This window comes from Acinetobacter pittii ANC 4050, from assembly GCF_000399685.1.
In the GTDB taxonomy this organism is placed as follows: domain Bacteria; phylum Pseudomonadota; class Gammaproteobacteria; order Pseudomonadales; family Moraxellaceae; genus Acinetobacter; species Acinetobacter pittii_E.
This window is the reverse complement of sequence record NZ_KB976987.1, coordinates 763,900-782,959: the sequence shown is the minus strand read 5'-3', so window position 1 is coordinate 782,959 and position 19,060 is coordinate 763,900. Positions and strand designations below refer to the sequence as shown.

The 19,060-nt window shown below is 38.6% G+C and carries 18 protein-coding genes; 5 read left to right on the top strand and 13 right to left on the bottom strand.

What is annotated here, in order from left to right; translation table 11 throughout:
- Nucleotides 1-19: 19 nt before the first annotated feature.
- Nucleotides 20-1,657, bottom strand: a complete 1,638-nt coding sequence (gene pyrG, locus F931_RS07605; protein ID WP_016140802.1) for a CTP synthase — start codon at nucleotides 1,655-1,657, stop codon at nucleotides 20-22.
- A 223-nt stretch (nucleotides 1,658-1,880) separates the two neighbouring features.
- On the opposite strand from pyrG, the gene F931_RS07600 reads away from it, so the two are divergent.
- Together F931_RS07600 and F931_RS07595 are read left to right on the top strand one after the other, a co-directional pair.
- Nucleotides 1,881-2,357, top strand: a complete 477-nt coding sequence (locus F931_RS07600) for a hypothetical protein (protein ID WP_016140801.1) — start codon at nucleotides 1,881-1,883, stop codon at nucleotides 2,355-2,357.
- 242 nt (nucleotides 2,358-2,599) lie between these two features.
- Nucleotides 2,600-3,445, top strand: a complete 846-nt coding sequence (locus tag F931_RS07595) for a metal-dependent hydrolase (RefSeq protein WP_016140800.1) — start codon at nucleotides 2,600-2,602, stop codon at nucleotides 3,443-3,445.
- Nucleotides 3,446-3,508: 63 nt separating this feature from the next.
- On the opposite strand, the gene F931_RS07590 is transcribed toward F931_RS07595, so the two are convergent.
- From F931_RS07590 to fadH, 4 genes are all read right to left on the bottom strand, one after another.
- On the bottom strand, nucleotides 3,509-4,603 hold the full coding sequence (locus F931_RS07590) for a YheT family hydrolase (protein WP_016140799.1): 1,095 nt from the start codon (nucleotides 4,601-4,603) through the stop codon (nucleotides 3,509-3,511).
- Between the two features lie 19 nt (nucleotides 4,604-4,622).
- Nucleotides 4,623-5,339, bottom strand: a complete 717-nt coding sequence (locus F931_RS07585; RefSeq protein WP_016140798.1) for an SGNH/GDSL hydrolase family protein — start codon at nucleotides 5,337-5,339, stop codon at nucleotides 4,623-4,625.
- A 38-nt stretch (nucleotides 5,340-5,377) separates the two neighbouring features.
- Nucleotides 5,378-5,785 (bottom strand): nuclear transport factor 2 family protein, encoded by a 408-nt coding sequence (locus F931_RS07580; RefSeq protein ID WP_016140797.1) that lies wholly within the window; start codon nucleotides 5,783-5,785, stop codon nucleotides 5,378-5,380.
- 72 nt (nucleotides 5,786-5,857) lie between these two features.
- On the bottom strand, nucleotides 5,858-7,882 hold the full coding sequence (gene fadH / locus F931_RS07575; RefSeq protein WP_016140796.1) for an NADPH-dependent 2,4-dienoyl-CoA reductase: 2,025 nt from the start codon (nucleotides 7,880-7,882) through the stop codon (nucleotides 5,858-5,860).
- 135 nt (nucleotides 7,883-8,017) lie between these two features.
- Here fadH and F931_RS07570 point away from each other — a divergent pair, with 135 nt between their 5' ends.
- Both F931_RS07570 and bioH read left to right on the top strand, forming a co-directional pair.
- Nucleotides 8,018-8,578, top strand: a complete 561-nt coding sequence (locus F931_RS07570) for a PadR family transcriptional regulator (RefSeq protein WP_016140795.1) — start codon at nucleotides 8,018-8,020, stop codon at nucleotides 8,576-8,578.
- A 2-nt stretch (nucleotides 8,579-8,580) separates the two neighbouring features.
- The gene (gene bioH / locus F931_RS07565) at nucleotides 8,581-9,498 is read left to right on the top strand and encodes an alpha/beta fold hydrolase (RefSeq protein WP_016140794.1); all 918 of its coding nucleotides are present in this window, start codon (nucleotides 8,581-8,583) and stop codon (nucleotides 9,496-9,498) included.
- A gap of 48 nt (nucleotides 9,499-9,546) precedes the next feature.
- On the opposite strand, the gene aroF is transcribed toward bioH, so the two are convergent.
- The 6 genes from aroF to argC all read right to left on the bottom strand — a co-directional run bounded on the left by aroF (nucleotide 9,547) and on the right by argC (nucleotide 15,990).
- Nucleotides 9,547-10,602: a 3-deoxy-7-phosphoheptulonate synthase gene (gene aroF / locus F931_RS07560; RefSeq protein ID WP_016140793.1), complete on the bottom strand. Its 1,056-nt coding sequence runs from the start codon at nucleotides 10,600-10,602 to the stop codon at nucleotides 9,547-9,549.
- A 423-nt stretch (nucleotides 10,603-11,025) separates the two neighbouring features.
- A complete protein-coding gene (locus tag F931_RS07555; RefSeq protein ID WP_016140792.1) occupies nucleotides 11,026-11,388 on the bottom strand; it encodes a YnfA family protein in 363 nt (120 codons plus the stop codon).
- A gap of 3 nt (nucleotides 11,389-11,391) precedes the next feature.
- Nucleotides 11,392-13,668 (bottom strand): ATP-dependent Clp protease ATP-binding subunit ClpA, encoded by a 2,277-nt coding sequence (gene clpA, locus F931_RS07550; protein WP_016140791.1) that lies wholly within the window; start codon nucleotides 13,666-13,668, stop codon nucleotides 11,392-11,394.
- Between the two features lie 9 nt (nucleotides 13,669-13,677).
- Entirely contained in the window at nucleotides 13,678-14,091 is a 414-nt protein-coding gene (gene clpS, locus F931_RS07545; protein WP_002121129.1) for an ATP-dependent Clp protease adapter ClpS, read from the bottom strand.
- Nucleotides 14,092-14,100: 9 nt separating this feature from the next.
- Complete coding sequence (locus F931_RS07540; protein ID WP_079284188.1) at nucleotides 14,101-14,859, bottom strand: DUF6776 family protein; 759 nt, start codon at nucleotides 14,857-14,859, stop codon at nucleotides 14,101-14,103.
- 75 nt (nucleotides 14,860-14,934) lie between these two features.
- Complete coding sequence (argC, locus tag F931_RS07535; protein ID WP_080649447.1) at nucleotides 14,935-15,990, bottom strand: N-acetyl-gamma-glutamyl-phosphate reductase; 1,056 nt, start codon at nucleotides 15,988-15,990, stop codon at nucleotides 14,935-14,937.
- 183 nt (nucleotides 15,991-16,173) lie between these two features.
- Here argC and F931_RS07530 point away from each other — a divergent pair, with 183 nt between their 5' ends.
- Nucleotides 16,174-17,694: a hypothetical protein gene (locus F931_RS07530; RefSeq protein ID WP_016140788.1), complete on the top strand. Its 1,521-nt coding sequence runs from the start codon at nucleotides 16,174-16,176 to the stop codon at nucleotides 17,692-17,694.
- Here F931_RS07530 and F931_RS07525 read toward each other — a convergent pair.
- On the bottom strand, nucleotides 17,691-18,371 hold the full coding sequence (locus tag F931_RS07525; RefSeq protein WP_016140787.1) for a M48 family metallopeptidase: 681 nt from the start codon (nucleotides 18,369-18,371) through the stop codon (nucleotides 17,691-17,693). The two genes, F931_RS07530 and F931_RS07525, sit on opposite strands and share 4 nt — an antisense overlap.
- Nucleotides 18,371-19,042, bottom strand: coding sequence for a ribose-5-phosphate isomerase RpiA (gene rpiA, locus F931_RS07520; RefSeq protein ID WP_002046900.1), 672 nt, complete (start codon nucleotides 19,040-19,042; stop codon nucleotides 18,371-18,373). Before rpiA ends, F931_RS07525 begins: the two co-directional genes overlap by 1 nt.
- Nucleotides 19,043-19,060: the final 18 nt, after the last annotated feature.

The window sequence follows — 19,060 nt, the reverse complement described above, 5'->3', positions numbered from 1 at the left end:
CAGTTTATTTAAAATCGCATTATTTACTTTTTTGATGCTGTGTTTTTGCAGCGTCAATAAAACTAGCAAATAATGGATGTCCATCACGTGGTGAACTTGTAAATTCCGGGTGGAATTGTACAGCAATAAACCAAGGATGTTCAGGAATTTCTACAGTTTCAACTAAATGTTGTGCTGAAGAGTAACCTGAAATCTTCATACCAGCTTGTTCAATCGACTCGATGAAACGGTTATTCATTTCATAGCGGTGACGATGACGCTCAGTAATTTCAGCTTTACCGTAGACTTCACGTGTTTTTGTGCCTTCAACCAATTCTGATTTTTGTGCACCTAAACGCATTGTTCCACCTAAGTCAGACTCAAGGCTACGTTGTTGTAATTCACCGCGCTCATCTAACCATTCAGTAATTAAACCAATCAATGGATATTTTGTAGAACGGTTGAACTCAGTAGAAGATGCTTCTGGCATAGCAGCAACATGACGGGCATATTCGATTACAGCCAATTGCATACCTAAACAAATACCCAAAAATGGGATTTTGTTTTCACGTGCGTATTGAATAGCTTTCATTTTGCCTTCAGTACCACGTTCACCAAAGCCACCTGGGACTAAGATTGCGTCAGCTGTTTGCAAAATAGAAACATCTTGGCTTTCAAGCTCTTCAGCATTGACATAGTCAATCTGTACTTTCACACGATTTTTGATACCAGCATGTAATAATGCTTCATTCACAGATTTATAAGCATCTGGTAATTCAACATATTTACCAACCATTGCTACACGTACCGTGTATTCTGGATTAAGTAATGCTTCTACTACATTATCCCAATCAGTTAGGTCAGCTTCTGGTAAATCATTGAAACCAAAACGTTCACAAATGAGGTCATCTACATTTTGCTCATAGAAACCACGTGGAATTTGATAGATGGTTTTCGCATCTTTACATACCACAACAGCACGTGCTTCTACGTTAGTGAATAGAGCAATTTTACGTTTCGTGTCTGCATCAACATCATATTCAGTACGGCAGATAAGAATATCTGGCTGAATACCAATTGAAAGCAACTCTTTTACAGAGTGTTGAGTTGGTTTTGTCTTAAGCTCTGCTGCAGATTTGATATATGGCAACAAAGTTAAATGCATAAGCATGGTTCTTTTATGACCAAGCTCAACCATTAACTGACGAACTGATTCCATAAACGGTAATGATTCGATATCACCTACCGTACCGCCAATTTCTACGATAGCAACATCGTAGCCTTCACCTGCGCGAAGTACGCGTTCTTTAATGTTGTCAGTAATATGTGGAATAACTTGAACTGTACCACCAAGATAGTCACCACGACGTTCTTTGTTTAAAACGTCCTGATATACACGACCACTAGTAAAGTTATTAAGTTTGGTCATTTTCGCACGACGTAAGAAACGTTCGTAATAACCCAAGTCTAGATCAGTTTCGGCACCATCCTCTGTGACAAAAACTTCACCATGTTGGAAAGGGCTCATTGTCCCTGGATCGACATTAATGTAGGGATCCATTTTAACCATTGTGACTTTTAAGCCACGGGCTTCCAAAAGTGCAGCAACTGAAGCAGCAGAAATACCTTTACCTAGCGATGAAACTACACCACCAGTGACAAAAATAAAATGGGTCATTAAGTTTCTCGTACAATCAAGCCGAAATCGGCCTACAATGTTTGGCAATTTTACTGTACTCTGCCCCTATAAAGCAAAGTCAAACCGCATCAATTCAAAGATCATTAAACAACTGGCTATTCTATCAGCATTTTTAATAAAAAATTAGGTCAATCTCACATGATTTTTTCATTCTCTTTTGCTGTTATAATGCCAGCTCCTCAATTAAATGTTGTTTAGGACAATGGCAAATAAAAAACTTTTAATCTGTGCTGCAATTGCTGCTGGACTATTGTTAACCGCATGTGTCAAAAAAGAAACACCTAAAGAAGAAGAGCAAGAAAAGGTTGAAACTGCTGTTTCAGAACCTAAACCTGCTGAACCTGCAAAATTTGAGTCTTTAGAAAGTGTGCAAACTGAAGAAGCTCAAACTCAGGAACCACCGCAAGTTGAAGTTCACCGTGAAGAAACAGCGAATACGACAACTGAAATTCGCCGTGAAACTCGCCCTGCCCAACCTGATCAAGGTTCACAAACAACAGTTTCTGAGCAACCTAAAGTAGAGCCGAAACCAAAACCTGAACCTAAGCCTGAGCCAAAAGCAGAGCCAAAACCTGAAAAGGTTCAGTCAAAACCAGCTAAGCCTGCTGAACCATCTCAAACTGAAGATGATGCTGTTGCCGCTGCAATTGCTGCTGCTACTCCAGCGCTTAAAAACTAAGTTCGTTCTCGAATATGCCCAAATTGAACTATCGGTTTGGGCTTTTTAATTATTATTCAAATTATCAATTCAGTAATAAGTTTTAATTTTTCTTTCTATTTATCTTTAAAGTTTCCTTAGATATCAATTAGGGACAATCTACTTTTTCGACCCCAAAAAGCATTGACGATAGATATAGAGCGATGTAGTTTTTTATCAAGTTCCTTTTTGGAACTCTAATTAAAAGAAGATTGGAGCTTAAAATGAATACTGTATTAAACCGTGTGCCTGCCTCGTTTCCGGTCCGTCGTATGGACTATAATTTTGAAAATACACCTCGTTATTGGTGTAATAACGAACCAACTTTCACCCACTATTTTACGGGTTTATCTACGTTGTTTCCTGAAGGTGAATCATATTTCGTTCGCTCTGTTCGAGCTTTACGCGCAAAAGCAAAGTCGAATGAAATCTTAGATCGTGAAATCAGTGCTTTTATTGGCCAAGAAGCTATGCACTCTAAAGAACATCATGCTTTTCATGTAAGTGCACAGCAATATGGCTTAGATCCTCAATCTTTAGAAAAAGTAACTGGCATCGTTTTAAAAACGATTGAAAAAGTTTTTAGTAAAAAATGGAATTTGCTTGTAACCGTAGGTCTAGAACACTACACAGCAGTACTCGTGGTTAGCATGATGGAATCTGTTAATGAGTTAATGACCGACTCAACTATACGTAATTTGTGGCTATGGCACAGTATTGAAGAAACAGAACATAAAGCTGTTGCCTTTGATCTCTATCAACATTTATATGGAAGCGGCTTAAGCGCCTACCTTCCGCGCATTACAGTTTTTACTTTAAGTCTATTTTTAATTACGGGCTTTTCAACAATTTATCAATTTATTTTAATGAAGCGAGATCATCAGCTTCTCAATTTTAAATCTTGGCGTAAGTTCTTTAGTTTTGCTAGTAAACAATATAGAGCATTGACCCCTAAATTTTTTGATTATTATCGCTTTGATTTTCATCCTAATCAGACAGACGAAAAAGACCTCGTTGCTAGCACGAAAATCAAAATTGGACTAAAAGATCCCAATTTACTTTTATCTTGACCAAATAAAATCATAAAGCCCATCTATTGAATGGGCTTTATTTAATTTATTGCAAATTTACCGTTATTGCTTATGTTCGACCATAAAATAATTTGATATTAATTTGGCAGCCCAGGAGGTGCTTTTCCAACCTTCATAGAAGCCACAATGACTTCCTTTTTTTGTAGTGATTACCGCAATATTACTCATTTGCTGAATCGTTTCTTTATAAGGTTCCAAATTTTTAATAGAACAGACAGGATCATCCTCAGCATTAAGAATCATCAATGGAATTTTGACATTCTCAAATACATAAATTGGATTAATAGCTTGGCAATAACTTTGATAATCCTCAAAGCCAGCCATTTCAAAATATTCTTTTTCAAACTCTTCTAGACTTGTGGTCGCTAGAACTTTTTCTATAGAAGATAGTTGGTTCCATGTATTTTGATAAGGATGAATAAAATATTTAAATAACTTTTTAGTCATCATTTTGCTATAAAACGGATGAACATTCTTAAAGCCAATCTCCGTGTTGTAGCCTGGACACATTGCAAAAGCAGCTTTAAATGGTGTATCTGCGCCTTGCTCACCCAAATAACGAACCAATAATCCTGTTCCCGCAGAGGAACCTACGGCGTATAAATCTGATTTTGGAAACAGGTTTTGGATATGTGCAAGTTGCTCTTTAAGATCGCTCGTTGACCCAAAAAGAGAAATCTGTGGTACAGGCATAGGTAAACCAGCATGCCCACGGCGTAAACATAGTGCTATTCTCCATCCCGTATAATGATGTATATCTTTCACAAGTTCACGCATACTTTCAGGTGTTCCTGTAATGGTATGCATAATAACAACTGTTGGAGTATCTGCAGGGAGATCATACCCATACCATGCGATGGCAGTTACGCCACCATCTTTCATGGTGAGCTGATCAATTCGATCATATTTAAGTTTAATGGTTTTTTTTCTAATAATATCAAAGTACAAAAGATGAACATGGTTATTGCTTAACCACGGTGTAGGACGATATTTTTGCTTGAGCTGGGGCAATTTATCTAGAATATCTTTTATTTTCCCATTTGGGTCATAATAGATTTTTGGTTGTTCAGCACCTAATACTGAATCAAACAATTCCGAACCGAAAGCTTTAATTTTATTTAAAGTAGATATGCCCATTTCCAATCACGACCTCTGATTATGAGTTAAATGATTGCCGCACTAATGCTGCAACCTGCTGTCCCCAAATTGCATAAATTTCTTTACTCGGATGAAAGCCATCGCTTGCCATAGGCAAATTCATCGCTTGAAAACTCTCAATATCATATTGAATGAATCTAAATTGGTTTTGTGATTCTAACCATTTATCTAGTGTCTGATTCATTTTTTCCGCATATTTTCCAAACAACCAAGCCAATGGATTGGGTAAAACTGGAAAATGTTGCATTGGCGGAACACCAGACACAATAATGAGTTTAGGCTGAAAACGTGCCTGTATATATTGAAATAATTGTTTTTGTTGTTTTATCCATGAACTTGCTGAAGTTAGTTTTGTGACATCATTAACCCCTATCGACGTAATAACCACATCGTAACTTTGTTGCTCTAAATGCTGTACCGCTTGGAAAACTTGCTTGGTTGTATTACCTGTTTTTGCATGCAGTTTCCAGCGTATTGAATATTGATTTTGCAATTCAGAAATAATCGCACCAGATAAAGCATCTTTTTGGGTTTCAACTCCAACACCTGCAGCAGCAGAATCTCCCAAAATAAGTAATGATAAGGGTTTACCCTTACCCACTATGCCTTCTCTTTCGCCACTGGCTTCTAGCAAGCGTGGTGTATTCTTACGAACCTTTGTTCCCTGCACAAAAAGGACAGGCAACAATGCAACAGTTGAAAGCTTTAACCACATTTTATTGATCTCTATATTACTTAGGCTATTTACTAAAATTATTGGGGTTGAAACTTGGCAATTCTTATACCCATTTGTTCAGCCAATGCTGCTAAGCCACTCATTGGACGGATCATTACTTCAAAATCAATAATCTTGCCCTCGTTATTAAAACGGATCATATCAATACCTTTTAATGATTTACCACTGACATTGGCACTAAACTCAAGTACTACATTTTCACCATCTTCTGTATAGAACTCCCGATGATAGGTAAAGTTTTCGAACACTTGGATGACATTGGTAAGAATGAAGAAAACAACCTGTTTTCCTTCATAAGGTTTGTAAGCAACTGGTGAGCGAAAAACTACCTCATCTGCCAGCAAATCATTTAGATCTGACAAATTACCGGCTTGAACCATTTGATGCCATTTTTCTAAAGACTGTTTTGTAGGTTCAAGTGTCATTGTATTTCTATCCTATAATTTGACGAGTGAATTAATGGACATTTCTCTTTAAAAGAAATGCCCATTTAAAATTTAGAGTACTGCTGCTAATTCAGCGCCTTGGCGTATTGCACGTTTTGCATCTAGCTCTCCTGCCTCTTTAGCACCACCAATTAAATGAACATTTTTTCCATCTGTTTTTAATTGATCATACATTGCAGTAAATGACTCTTGCCCCGCACAAATCACAACATGATCGACCTCAAGTACACTTGGTTGTCCGTCTATCGTTATATGTAAACCTTGGTCATCTACTTTGTCATATTGCACACCAGCAAACATTTTGACCTGACGGTTTTTAAGTCCTGTGCGATGAATCCAACCTGTTGTTTTACCTAAACCAGCACCTACAGCAGCAGTTTTACGTTGCAGTAAATAAATTTCTCGTTCAGATGCCTCAACTTTTGGCTGCTTTAAACCACCCACATGTTCATATTGAGTATCGATTCCCCACTCTTCATAGAACTTTTCTGGATTTAAACTGCCACTTTCACCTTCGTGAGTAAGGTATTCAGCTGTGTCGAAACCAATACCACCTGCGCCAATAATGGCAACACGTTGTCCTACTGGCACACGCTCTTTTAAAACTTGTAAATAGCTCAGCACTTTAGGATGATCAATTCCCTCAAATTGTAATTGACGAGGCGTCACGCCTGTTGCAACTACAATTTCATCAAAACTTGCTTGGCTTAATTCGTCATAAGTCGCTTGATGATTTAATACAAGTTCAATGTTTGGTCGCAATTCAATTTGACGGCTAAAGTAGCGTAAAGTTTCGTAGAATTCTTCTTTTCCAGGAACTGTTTTTGCGATATTAAATTGACCACCAATTTGATGACTTGCTTCAAAAACTTTAACTTGATGCCCGCGATCGGCTGCATATACTGCAAAACTTAAGCCCGCAGGCCCCGCACCAATCACAGCGATATTCTTTTTAACCTGAGCTTCTTTAAAAATCAGTTCAGTTTCATAACACGCACGAGGGTTGACTAAACAGGTTGCAATTTTCATTGAGAAAATATGATCTAAACAAGCTTGGTTGCACCCAATACAAGTATTAATTTCATCACTACGGCCTTCACTTGCTTTCAAAACAAACTCAGCATCAGCTAGCATTGGTCGTGCCATAGACACCATATCAGCATGACCCGATGCCAATACATGCTCAGCCATTTCAGGCGTATTGATTCGGTTAGAAGTAATTAAAGGAATAGAAACTTCACCTTTAAGCTTTTCAGTCACCCAAGTAAATGCAGCACGAGGAACTTTAGTTGCAATAGTTGGGATACGCGCCTCATGCCAACCAATACCAGTATTGATAATTGTTGCACCAGCTTTTTCAATTTCTTTTGCCAGCTGAATCACTTCATCAAAACTTGAGCCGCCTTCAACTAAATCAAGCATAGATAGACGATAAATGATGATAAAGTTTTCACCTACTAATTCACGGGTACGCTTTACAATTTCGATAGGAAAGCGAATACGATTTTCGTAACTACCGCCCCATTCATCATCACGATGATTCGTACGAGCTGCAATAAACTCATTAATTAAATAACCTTCAGAGCCCATGATTTCTACGCCATCATAGCCCGCATACTGAGCAAGTTTGGCACAGTTGGCAAAGTCATCAATTGTTTGTTGTACTTCGGCAGAACTTAAAGCTTTAGGCTTAATCGGGTTAATCGGTGCTTGAATTGCTGAAGGAGCAACATTGTTTGGCTGATAAGAATAACGACCCGTATGTAAAATCTGCATAGCAATTTTGCCCCCAGCCTCGTGGACAGCTTGGGTAATCACTTTATGTTTTTCAGCTTCTTCAACTGTATCTAGTTTGGTCCCGTGGCTAAATACAACACCATCATCATTTGGAGAAACACCGCCAGTTACAATTAAACCCACATCACCTTTTGCACGCTCAGCATAAAACGCAGCCATGCGCTCATATCCTTGCGGTGCTTCCTCTAACCCAATATGCATAGACCCCATAAGCACACGGTTTTTTAAAGTCGTAAAGCCTAAATCAAGTGGCTTTAATAAATGTGGATAAGCTGACATATTTTCTCCTCTGGCTAGCAATAAGCTTGCTAATGCAACTTGTTGCATAAATTTATAATCAAATTTTGACTTTTATGCAACATGTTGCATAATCTCATGAGTCACACTTTACTTTTGCTTACAAACTGGATTGCCATGCCACTTCCTCATGTTTTATTGACCAGCTTGCTTGAACGTCCAAGTACAGGGTTTGAACTCGCCCGCCGCTTTGACCGCTCAATGGGCTTTTTCTGGAATGCCACTCACCAGCAAATTTATCGTGAACTCAATAACATGCTAAAAAAAGGTTGGGTTTCCACTTTAGAAAATGAAATGGATAATGGTCGAAAAAAAACCTATCAGGTTGAACAACTGGGACGCATCGAACTGGCTTCATGGATGACTCAACAAAGTGAACCTGCCCAGCTTCGTGATGATTTAATGGTTAGATTGCGTGCTGAAGCACAATTGAGCAATAATCAGATATTACCTGAACTGTTAAGACATCTTGGTTTACATCAAGAGAAGCTTAAACTTTATCAAAGTATTTATGATAAAGATTTTAAAGACAGCGATGATCTAAATGACCGTGTGTTATATATCCACAAAATGATCTTAGAACTTGGGATTACGATGGAAAGTGAATGGATCAAATGGTTGGAACAAGTCATCCCTCAATTAAAACGCTTTGCCCAAGATAACGCATCTGGAGAATAGCCATGCCGTATTACACCATGCCCGATCGGGAAAATTTATTTGTACGCCGTGTTGGTCGTGGTGAGCCTGTTTTGGTTTTATCTGGCCTTGGCATGCAAAGTTGGCAGTGGCTACCTTTTATTTATGCAAACCGCAAAGAATATGAATTTATTATTCCAGACTGGCGCGGATTCGGTGGTTCAAAAAATTGTGCGATTCCCCAGCAAGATGCCATTTCTAGCCATTGGCAAGACGTTGCTCATTTAATAGATCAATTAAAACTTAATAACTTTATCTTGATGGGTTATTCAATGGGCGCGACAACTGCCATGCACGGCATGAAACACGCTCAACTAGCTCAGCAGTTAAAAGCTTATTTACATATTGACCAGACACCAAAGATATCAGTAGATTCAACTTGGGAATATGGTTTATTTGGCCCTCTTCACACTCAGTTCAAACAATTATTAAATGATATCTATCAATTATTAGCAAAGCATAAAAATGCCAAATATCTTTATGAGCTATCGCTTCCAGATCGGCAAGAACTGGTCCGTCTTTGGGTAGATTTTATTGAACTACAAAGTAGTAACCCATTTAGTCCTTTAGTTTTTAAAACAGCTTTGAAACAGCCTTTTCTACAAAAATATTTATTACCCATTCAACGTTTGGATTACTTGTTTTGGTATGTGGAAAATTATCTTTATCACAATGAAGATTATCGCGAAGCGATTCAGCAATTAGCATGTCCAACCACCTTCTTTATTGGTCGCAATTCGACACTTTATCCAGAAACTGGGCAAACACTGATTGCCCATAGTGTTGAACATGCAAAAGCAATATATTTTGAACGCTCAGGCCATACACCTCTATTAACCGAGCCTAAAAAGTTTGGACATGAAATCACTACATTCTTATCCGAACTCAAGCATGCTTCTTAAAAAATAAAGGGATCTACTTACAGATCCCTTTTTTACATCAATAAATAATTAAGCGGAATGGGCTAACACTTTCGCTTTTAATTGCTCAGATACACTTAACAAAAGTTGCTCTGTTTTTTCCCACCCTAAGCAACCATCGGTTACTGACTGGCCATAAGTCATATCACAAGAAATCTTTTGATTACCATCAACCAAATGACTTTCAATCATGACCCCTCTAACTTGTGTTTTTAAACGTTCAGCAACGATTTGCTGTAATACTTCCGGCTGACGCAACGGATCTTTGCCACTATTACCATGACTACAATCTATCACCAGTGCAGGTAGATTTTGTTTGTACTTTTCGCGTATCGCCTGAATTGAAGCTAAATCATAGTTTGGACCATGATTTGCTCCACGCAAGATCAAGTGCGGTAATGGGTTGCCAGCACTCTGAATCACCGAAGGCAAGCCTTGTTGGTTCATACCTAAAAATTGATGTTCATTTTGTGCTGACTGTATCGCATCTAATGCAATCTGAATAGAACCATCAGTACCATTCTTAAAACCAATACTGTATGGCATATGACTTGAGATCTCACGATGAATCTGAGACTCACTGGTACGAGCACCAATTGCCCCCCATGCTAATAAATCATCAAAATACCCAGTTGCCATTGGGCTTAAAATTTCACTGGCAATTGGCAAACCTTTTTCAATAATTTGTAGGTACAGTTCACGAGACTTTTCTAAACCAAGTTGTAAATTTGATGAACCATCTAAATTTGGATCATACATGAAGCCCTTCCAGCCCACAGTTGTGCGTGGCTTTTCAATGTATGTGCGCATTATGATAAAAATTTGATCTTTTATTTTTTCTTGTAGTTTTTGCAGTTTTTCAGCGTATTCAAGTACCGCGACTGGATCATGAATTGAACAAGGCCCTGTAATTACCATTAGACGATGATCTTTGCCGTTAAGAATATTTTGAATAATTTGACGGTGTTCGGCAATTTGACGTGCGAAAGTGTGTGCAAGCGGATATTTCGCTTTTAACTGGATAGGTAAACTAACTGGTGTTTCTTTTGTATTGGTTTGAGTCAGTAAAGTATTTAGGGCATTCATTGGTTTTTCCTTGGGACTGCAATCTACTCAGTCCGATCATTTATTTGAGCGTTTTGGATCTATTCGTTGGTAAAGGTAAGCAAAAGTAAAACCAATAAAAGTTGCTAAAGTACGAATAAGTCATGTTGTTCATTTTAAGTTCCTCGATTCAAAAAAGATAAAGCATAAAAAAACCTGATCGGGGTTGCCGATCAGGTATTAACTATGATGGGCAACTTTCTCATGCCCGAATACGCTCAGGCAACTATCTAAATTGCCAAAAATAATAGTAAGCGTTAGTGTTCACAGATAGATTTAACATCTTTATCTCAAATATTAAAAAATGTTCCTTGAATCTAAAATACGCATTGTTGATGAGTTTGACAAGTCTTTTTTTTGAAAAAACTTCTTATTTTTTCGCTTAAGATTTGATTCAATTACCTATTAGCGAATCAATCCTTGAGGCTGCAAAATAATTAAGCTCGCTCCACAAAGCACAATTAGACCACCTAATAGATCCCATCTGGTTAATCCAACCTGATCAACAAAGCGTAACCACATGAGCGCAGTAAAAATATAGATACCGCCATATGCAGCATAAATGCGTCCAGAAGCTGCTGGATGTAGGGTCAACAACCATACGAAGATAGCTAGACTTAAGGCTGTAGGTATCCACAACCAAGCTGACTTACCTTCTTTTAAAATCAGATAAGGAAAATAACAACCCAGAATTTCAGCAATTGCTGTGATAATAAATAACCCGAATACACTAAGTATTCGGGTTATAGCAAGACTATCAATTAACATAAGTTACGCTGGTTCTGCCGTATGATGATCTTCAAACACTTCAAGTTTCAAGCCGACAGCTTTGCCATCTTCTTTTTTCACTGATACAGCCACATTACCACCATGATCTGCAAGTTCACCAAACAGAATCATTTCAGCGAGTGGTTTCTTCAAATGTTCCTGAATGAGACGTTGCATTGGACGAGCACCCATTAAACGATCATAACCGTTTGTTGCTAACCAATCTCGTGCACTTTGATCGACATCAAGAACAACTTGTTTTTCATCCAATTGTGCTTGCAGTTCAGTTAAGAATTTGTCGACTACAGACTCAATCACAGTAGTTGGTAATGCTTTGAATTGAATAACGCCATCTAGACGGTTACGGAACTCTGGTGAGAAAGCACGTTTCATCGCCTCTTGGTTATCAGAACTATGATCTTGTTCTGTAAAACCAATGCTCGCACGTGAAATACTTTCCGCACCAATATTCGTAGTCAAAACAATAATCACATTTCTAAAGTCTGACTTGCGTCCATTGTTATCCGTCAACGCACCATGGTCCATGATTTGTAGCAAGAGATTAAACACATCTGGATGTGCTTTCTCAATTTCATCAAGCAACAAGACGCAATGCGGATTTTTATGAATCGCATCAGTGAGCAAACCACCTTGGTCATAACCCACATACCCCGGAGGTGCACCAATTAAACGTGAAACTGCATGACGTTCCATATATTCAGACATATCGAAACGTACAAGCTCCACACCTAACAATTTCGCCAGCTGTTTAGTAACCTCGGTTTTACCCACCCCAGTTGGGCCAGCAAAAACAAAACTACCCACTGGTTTATCTGGTGATTTCAATCCAGCGCGAGATAATTTGATCGCTGAACCTAATGCAGTGATTGCTTCATCTTGACCAAACACCACACGTTTCAAATCACGCTCAAGATTTTCAAGCACTGACTTATCATCTTTAGATACAGTTTTTGGCGGAATACGAGCGATCTTAGAAACGATATCCTCGATATTCTCTACCGTAATCAAGCTATCATCACTTTCAGCTTTCAGACGACGCTGAGCACCTGCTTCATCAATGACATCAATCGCTTTATCAGGCAAGAAACGATCATTAATAAATTTAGCAGAAAGTTCTACAGCTGATACCAAGGCTTTATCGTCATATTGTACGTGGTGGAAATCTTCAAACTTAGTTTTCAATCCACGCAAAATATCAATCGTTTCCGAAATACTTGGCTCATTAACGTCAATTTTTTGGAAACGACGTGATAACGCATGGTCTTTTTCAAAAACCTGACGATATTCTTGGAAAGTCGTTGAACCAATACAACGTAAAGTACCATTAGCTAAAGCTGGCTTAATGAGATTTGAAGCATCCATTGTGCTGCCCATACTTGAGCCTGCACCAATGATCATATGAATCTCATCAATGAATAAAATCGCATTTGGATTTTTCTTCAATGCATTAAGCAGTTGTTTTAAACGTTTTTCAAAGTCGCCACGATATTTCGTTCCAGCAACCAATGCACCAATGTCCAGACTATAGATTTCAGCCTGACTTAAAGGTTTAGGTGCTTTACCATTCACAATTAACCATGCCAGACCTTCAGCAATCGAGGTTTTACCAACACCTGGATCACCTACAAGTAATGGGTTATTTTTGCGACGGCGGCACAAAATTTGTGCTGTACGCTCAATTTCTTTTTCACGACCAATCAGTGGGTCAGTTTTGCCTTTTTGCGCTTCAACATTTAAGTTCAGCGTATAAAGCTCTAATGGCCCTGCATTGCCTGCGCTGGTTTCACCTTCAATATCTTCAACTTCTTCTTCAACCTGCACTTCGTCTTTACGTGTCCCATGAGACAAGTATTGAGTTAATGTCAAGCGATTGATCTGATGACGTTTAAGTAAATACACAGCAAAAGAATCACGCTCTGAGTACATTGCGACCAAAACATCCGCACCTTCAACAGTACGATCGCCGCCACTTGATTGCACGTGGAAAATAGCACGTTGCAAAATGCGGTCGAAACTTTCTGTTGGATGTGGAGCTTGCTCGCTATTTTCGCCAAGCTTAGGAGTATGTTGTTCTACATATTCTTCTAATTCTTTACGCAAAGAAACTATATCAGCCCCACATGCTTTGAGTGCATTCACGGCTGAATCGTTGTCGAGTAATGCTAATAATAAGTGTTCGACTGTAAGAAACTCATGTCTCTTTTGACGAGCCATGCTAACAGCCAAACGTAATGATACTTCTAATTGACGACTGAGCATGTAACCCCCTTATGCTTTAGGCTCAATCTGGCAAAGTAATGGATGACCTTGCGATCGAGCGTAATTATTAACAAGGTTTGCCTTAGTTTCCGCGATGTCTCTTGGATATACTCCGGCAATACCTTTACCTTCATAGTGTACTGTTAGCATTACTTGAGTTGCTTGGTCAAGATTCATTGCAAAGTATTGTTGTAAAATTTCAATTACAAAGTCCATTGGGGTGTAATCGTCATTCATTAATACGACTGCATATAATGGGGGACGCTTGAGTTCTGGAGGGGCTGTTTGTACAACAACCTCTCCGTCATGATCTTCGTTTTGCGAATCACTTAAGCGTGGATGGAAGTGCCAATCGACATAGCCAGACTGCTGAAAAGAAGCCTTGATATCTTTTAAGTTTGTTTGACGCTTATTTGTTCGCATAGGATGTTACTATTGTGAATTTGCTTCAGCTTGAGGAATTTCTGCTACAAAAGCAGAAGATGTTTCGACAGGTTTACCACGCTGCCAACTAAAACGTTTAATAACTGGTGTTTCAGAGCCGCCTGTTAAACGCACTTCAATAAATTGAGGCGTAAAACCTTTAGGCATCGTCCAACGACCTGTTAAACGTTCAAAGTCAGTAAAGTTAAAGTTCTTCGCTTCAAGTGGTACCACTAAAACTTCAGTATCTTTGATCAATCTTATTTCAACCGATCCTAAAGCACGGCGCTTACTTGGACTTACTTGCACTAAATCTAGCTGATATTCATAAGCATTTTCAGGTAAAGGCTTAATGGCCAGATTTTGAATCGTTAAGCTTAAACCACCACGCTGTCTCAAAATCTCACGGTAGATATTACTCATACCTTCTTGCTGAGTTTTATCGGCATTCGCTTGATTAAGCGCTTCAAACAGATCATTTGCATTGGTCACAGCCACATCACGCTCTTGTACTGCCGCGTTTAAGCTTTTGTTAACTGCATCTAAAGCTGTTTTTTGCTTTTGCACTACTTCAACCAATTGCTCTGCATCTGCATCGTAACCAACAACAGTTAAACCTTGACGGTGCCCAATTGTATAGCCGAGCGCAAAACAACCACTCATTAAAATGGCAGCACCAATAAATAAAGGCTTATTGGTGTTTAAAAAATTTTTCTTTTGCAACGAACTTTCTGCCGAAGTCGTCTGTCCAGAGTTTTGCATCGTCATCTCAGTGTTCAAGATCAGAGTCAAGACACACATTTAAATCGAAATTTAAATGTGTGTGAAGCAAAAAAGAGTTTTTTATGGTAATAAACCAATCCCTTGTAAGCCTTCATCTTCACTAAAGCCAAACATAAGGTTCATATTTTGTACAGCCTGACCAGATGCGCCTTTTACAAGGTTATCTTGAGCAGCCAAAATAATCAGTTTATTTGGTTGTGGTTTATACAAAGCAATACGAAGCTCATTTGCACCGCGTACACTACGTGTTTCAGGTGAACTATTCGCAGGCATGACATCTACGAATTTTTCATTAGCATAGAAGTTTTCATATAAAGATTGTAAGTCTGTCTGTTTACCCGCTTCCGTTAAATCTACATAAATTGTACTCAACATACCGCGAATCATCGGTACTAAATGCGGAACAAACAAGAGTCCTTCAAATCCACCTTTTTGTCCTGCAATATTTTCTAAAGCTTCTACGATTTCCGGATGATGGCGATGGCCTGCAACACCATATGCTTTAAAGTTATCTGCATTTTCACTATAAATCATGCCTAAGCTTGCTTTACGGCCAGCACCAGAAACACCAGATTTCGCATCAATGATAATATTTTTAGTTTCAATCAGTGTTTGTGCTGATTTTAACAGTGGCGCTAAACCTAATTGAACAGTCGTCGGATAGCAACCCGGGTTACCAATAACTTGAGCTTGTTTAATTTTTTCACGGTTTAACTCAGTTAGACCATATACAGAATCTTTTAATACATCTGGGCAAGCATGCTCCATGCCATACCATTTTTCAAACTGTTCAAGATTTTGTAAGCGAAAGTCGGCTGCTAAATCAATAACTTTAGTTCCAGCTGCAATCAACTCTTTGGCATGCTGCATCGCAACGCCATGTGGAGTTGCAAAAAATACAACATCACATTCTTTTAATGCATCAATGTTTAAATCTGAAAATTGAAGATCAGTATGTCCACGTAAATTAGGGAACATATCTGCAACTGGTTTGCCCGCTTCTGTACGTGAAGTAAGAACTCGAACCTGCGCTTTAGGATGTCGTAATAAAATACGTAATAGTTCAACGCCTGTATAACCCGTTCCACCAACAATTCCGACAGAAATCACGTGCATTACCTCAATTTTTGAATCTATACTTGGGCAGTAGTATGACAGGATGTCCAAGCTTACAAAACCATTTCATGCTTGGTAATTTTAATTTTTTAATTTTAGTGACAATCAGATAGCACTTACTGGACTGTCATACCCACATAAATATCAGCAAATAAATACCAGATTAATTTTTGGAGAGCTAGGATGCTTCAACAATCAAAAGAAACAAAATTACGCACGTACCTTGGCTTGAGCACATTAATTTTAAGTGTAGCCCTTACTGGTTGCGGAGGTGGAGGTAGTAGTGGAGGCAGCTCACCAACTACTCCAACGCCTGTTGACCCTACACCTGAAGCAACAACTGATGTGACTTTAAAAACCCCTGTAGAGATGCGTAATATCCAACTGAAGGTATATGACAACACCAACAACGCTGTTTTAGTGGATACTTCAATTGCAAGTTTAAATAGTTTTAATGTCAAAATTCCTACTGCAAAATTGAATCGTTTATATCGCGTAGAAATTACAACTCAAAGCTCATCTCAAGTGTTTGACCCACTTACTTCACAGTATCAAAATCTGTCAGGTATTTATCATGCATTTATTACGCCGAATACGGCAAGTAGCAGAACCCAATTCATTAGCCCAAGTAGTGAAGCGGTTTACCAACGAGCGGTCATACGCTCAGGCCAACTCCCCCAAGAGACTGTTGATCCAACCCGTATTGAACAATTACATGTGGATTTAGCTTCTCAAGATGTTTACAAATCGTTAATGAATGCATTTAAAGATCCCGCTATTCCTAGTTTAAGTCCAGCGAATCCATTAACAATTTTAAATTTACAGCAGTATTCAACCAAACAACCTACCACATATGTGGATAGCTACCTTAGCTTTGGCTATTTACAATATTGGTCAGCAATTCACGGTGGAGCAAGCACCTACCAAGAACTCGTTAAAAGTTTAGCAACCGATTTAAAAGATGGCTTTTTGGATGGGAAAAAACTTCATGGGGATCAAACATCCTTTACCCCTATTTTCACTCCTGCTCCAGATAATATTGATCCAATCAAAAATACGCTGTTAGATATTGCAGCCAACCAAAAGGTAACGCGCGATTACTTTGGAACCAACCTAAAAGCATCTACTTTGCAATTGGCTCAGGCTAATTCACAACAGTCTTTAGATCAAACGGGCTATGAACTTCTACAAAAGAAACAATATACAGGTATTGTTCCTACTGTAAATTCAACAACATTTATTCGCATTGACGGTGCTGGAGATTACCGTAGAGCTGTAGGGTTTACCACCACAGCGACTTGTAATGGATCAACCTATCCATGCAAACAAGGCTTAACTAGCATTAACCTATCAGATCCAAACCTACCAGCTACAGACTATTTAATTGGTCACTATGAAGACACCTCGACTGGATGTCAGCTTAATTTTCGTGCGAATGGTCAAATCGATATGAGTAAAGGCTCACAAATTTATCGTGTGGCTCTAAGTGCTGATAGTACCGATAATTTATTGCAAACAGATGCTGCGAGCTCAAGTTATTTACTCAATTCAAGTTCAGCTGAACCAAATAACTCGACGCAACAATACAACTTTATACAGTTATCTATTAAAGCAAATAAAATTATCAGCGCCAAAGCAGGATTAGATAGCCGAAAAGCACCCGATAACTTACAAACACCTCAACTAGAATGTAGTTTTAGTTAAGCTGAAACATACCACCATGCAGGCAATGGATTTGATTTAAGTTGTCTGCGGTGTTTTTGAAAATATGGATCATATTTTTCAACTTCTGCCCAAAATGCAGGACTATGGTCAAAATGTTTGGTATGCGCCAACTCATGAATAGCCACATACCGAGCAATTTCATGTGACATGAGCACCAACCCCGCGTGTAGCATAATATTATGCTGACTACTACAACTTCCCCACCGAGTTTTCGGACGGCGAATTGTGCACTCCCTATAGGCTAAATGAGTCTGCTCACTTAACTCTTTTAAAAGCTCGGGTAATTCTTGCTTCGCATAGGCAATAACTGCACTTTGTAATGCCAAATATGGCTGCGTTTCTTTAATAAATAAACAACTAGTTTCCCAATCAAATTGAAAAATACGGTGCTGTTTTTGAACAATGACTTGAAACGGATGTTCTTTATTAAAGAAATAAATTTCGGAAGGAATATCAATCGATGCCGATTGGACGTTTTGTTGTTTATTCCACGTCTCGGTCAACCATTGTTCAGATTGTGCTAAAAAATGCTGAATTTGCTTCTTACTACAAAATAAAGGAACTGTAAGGCGGATTGAAGCAGGCTCAACACGTAAGCGCAATTTTCTTGCCCTTACATGTCGAACGATTTTAATCTCTGGCATTTTTGCAGACATTACTGTGCGGTACGCTCTTCAATACCATTATTTGTTGCAACAATTGCAATCGTTGCGGGATTTAAGGCAAAGATCCCGTTAGTTACCACACCTGGAATATTATTAATTGTTTTTTCGAGCTCAATAGCATTTAAAATATTAAGATTGAAAACATCCAAAATTACATTACCGTTATCTGTAACTACACCTTCACGATAAACTGGGTCACCACCTAAACTTACCAATTTACGAGCTACAGCCGAACGCGCCATTGGAATAACTTCTACAGGAAGTGGGAAATCACGTCCAAGTTGATCAACCCATTTTGAATCATCAACAATACACACAAATTTCTTAGCAATTGATGCCACAATTTTTTCACGTGTTAATGCAGCACCACCACCTTTAATCATATGCATATGACGGTCGATCTCATCTGCACCATCAACATAGGCATCTAGGCTACCCACATGATTCATGTCTACAACTTCAATACCAAGCTTTTTAAGACGATCAGCAGTTGCTTGAGAACTTGCCACAGCTGCTTCTAATTGTAATTCAGGTAATAAATCAATTAGAAAATTTACGGTACTTCCAGTCCCAACCCCCAAAATGCCACCTTTGGGTAAGTGTTTTAAAGCAGCTTTCGCAGCAGCTTGTTTCTTTTCATCTTGGGTTGCATATAGACTCATGACATCACTCAACTATTT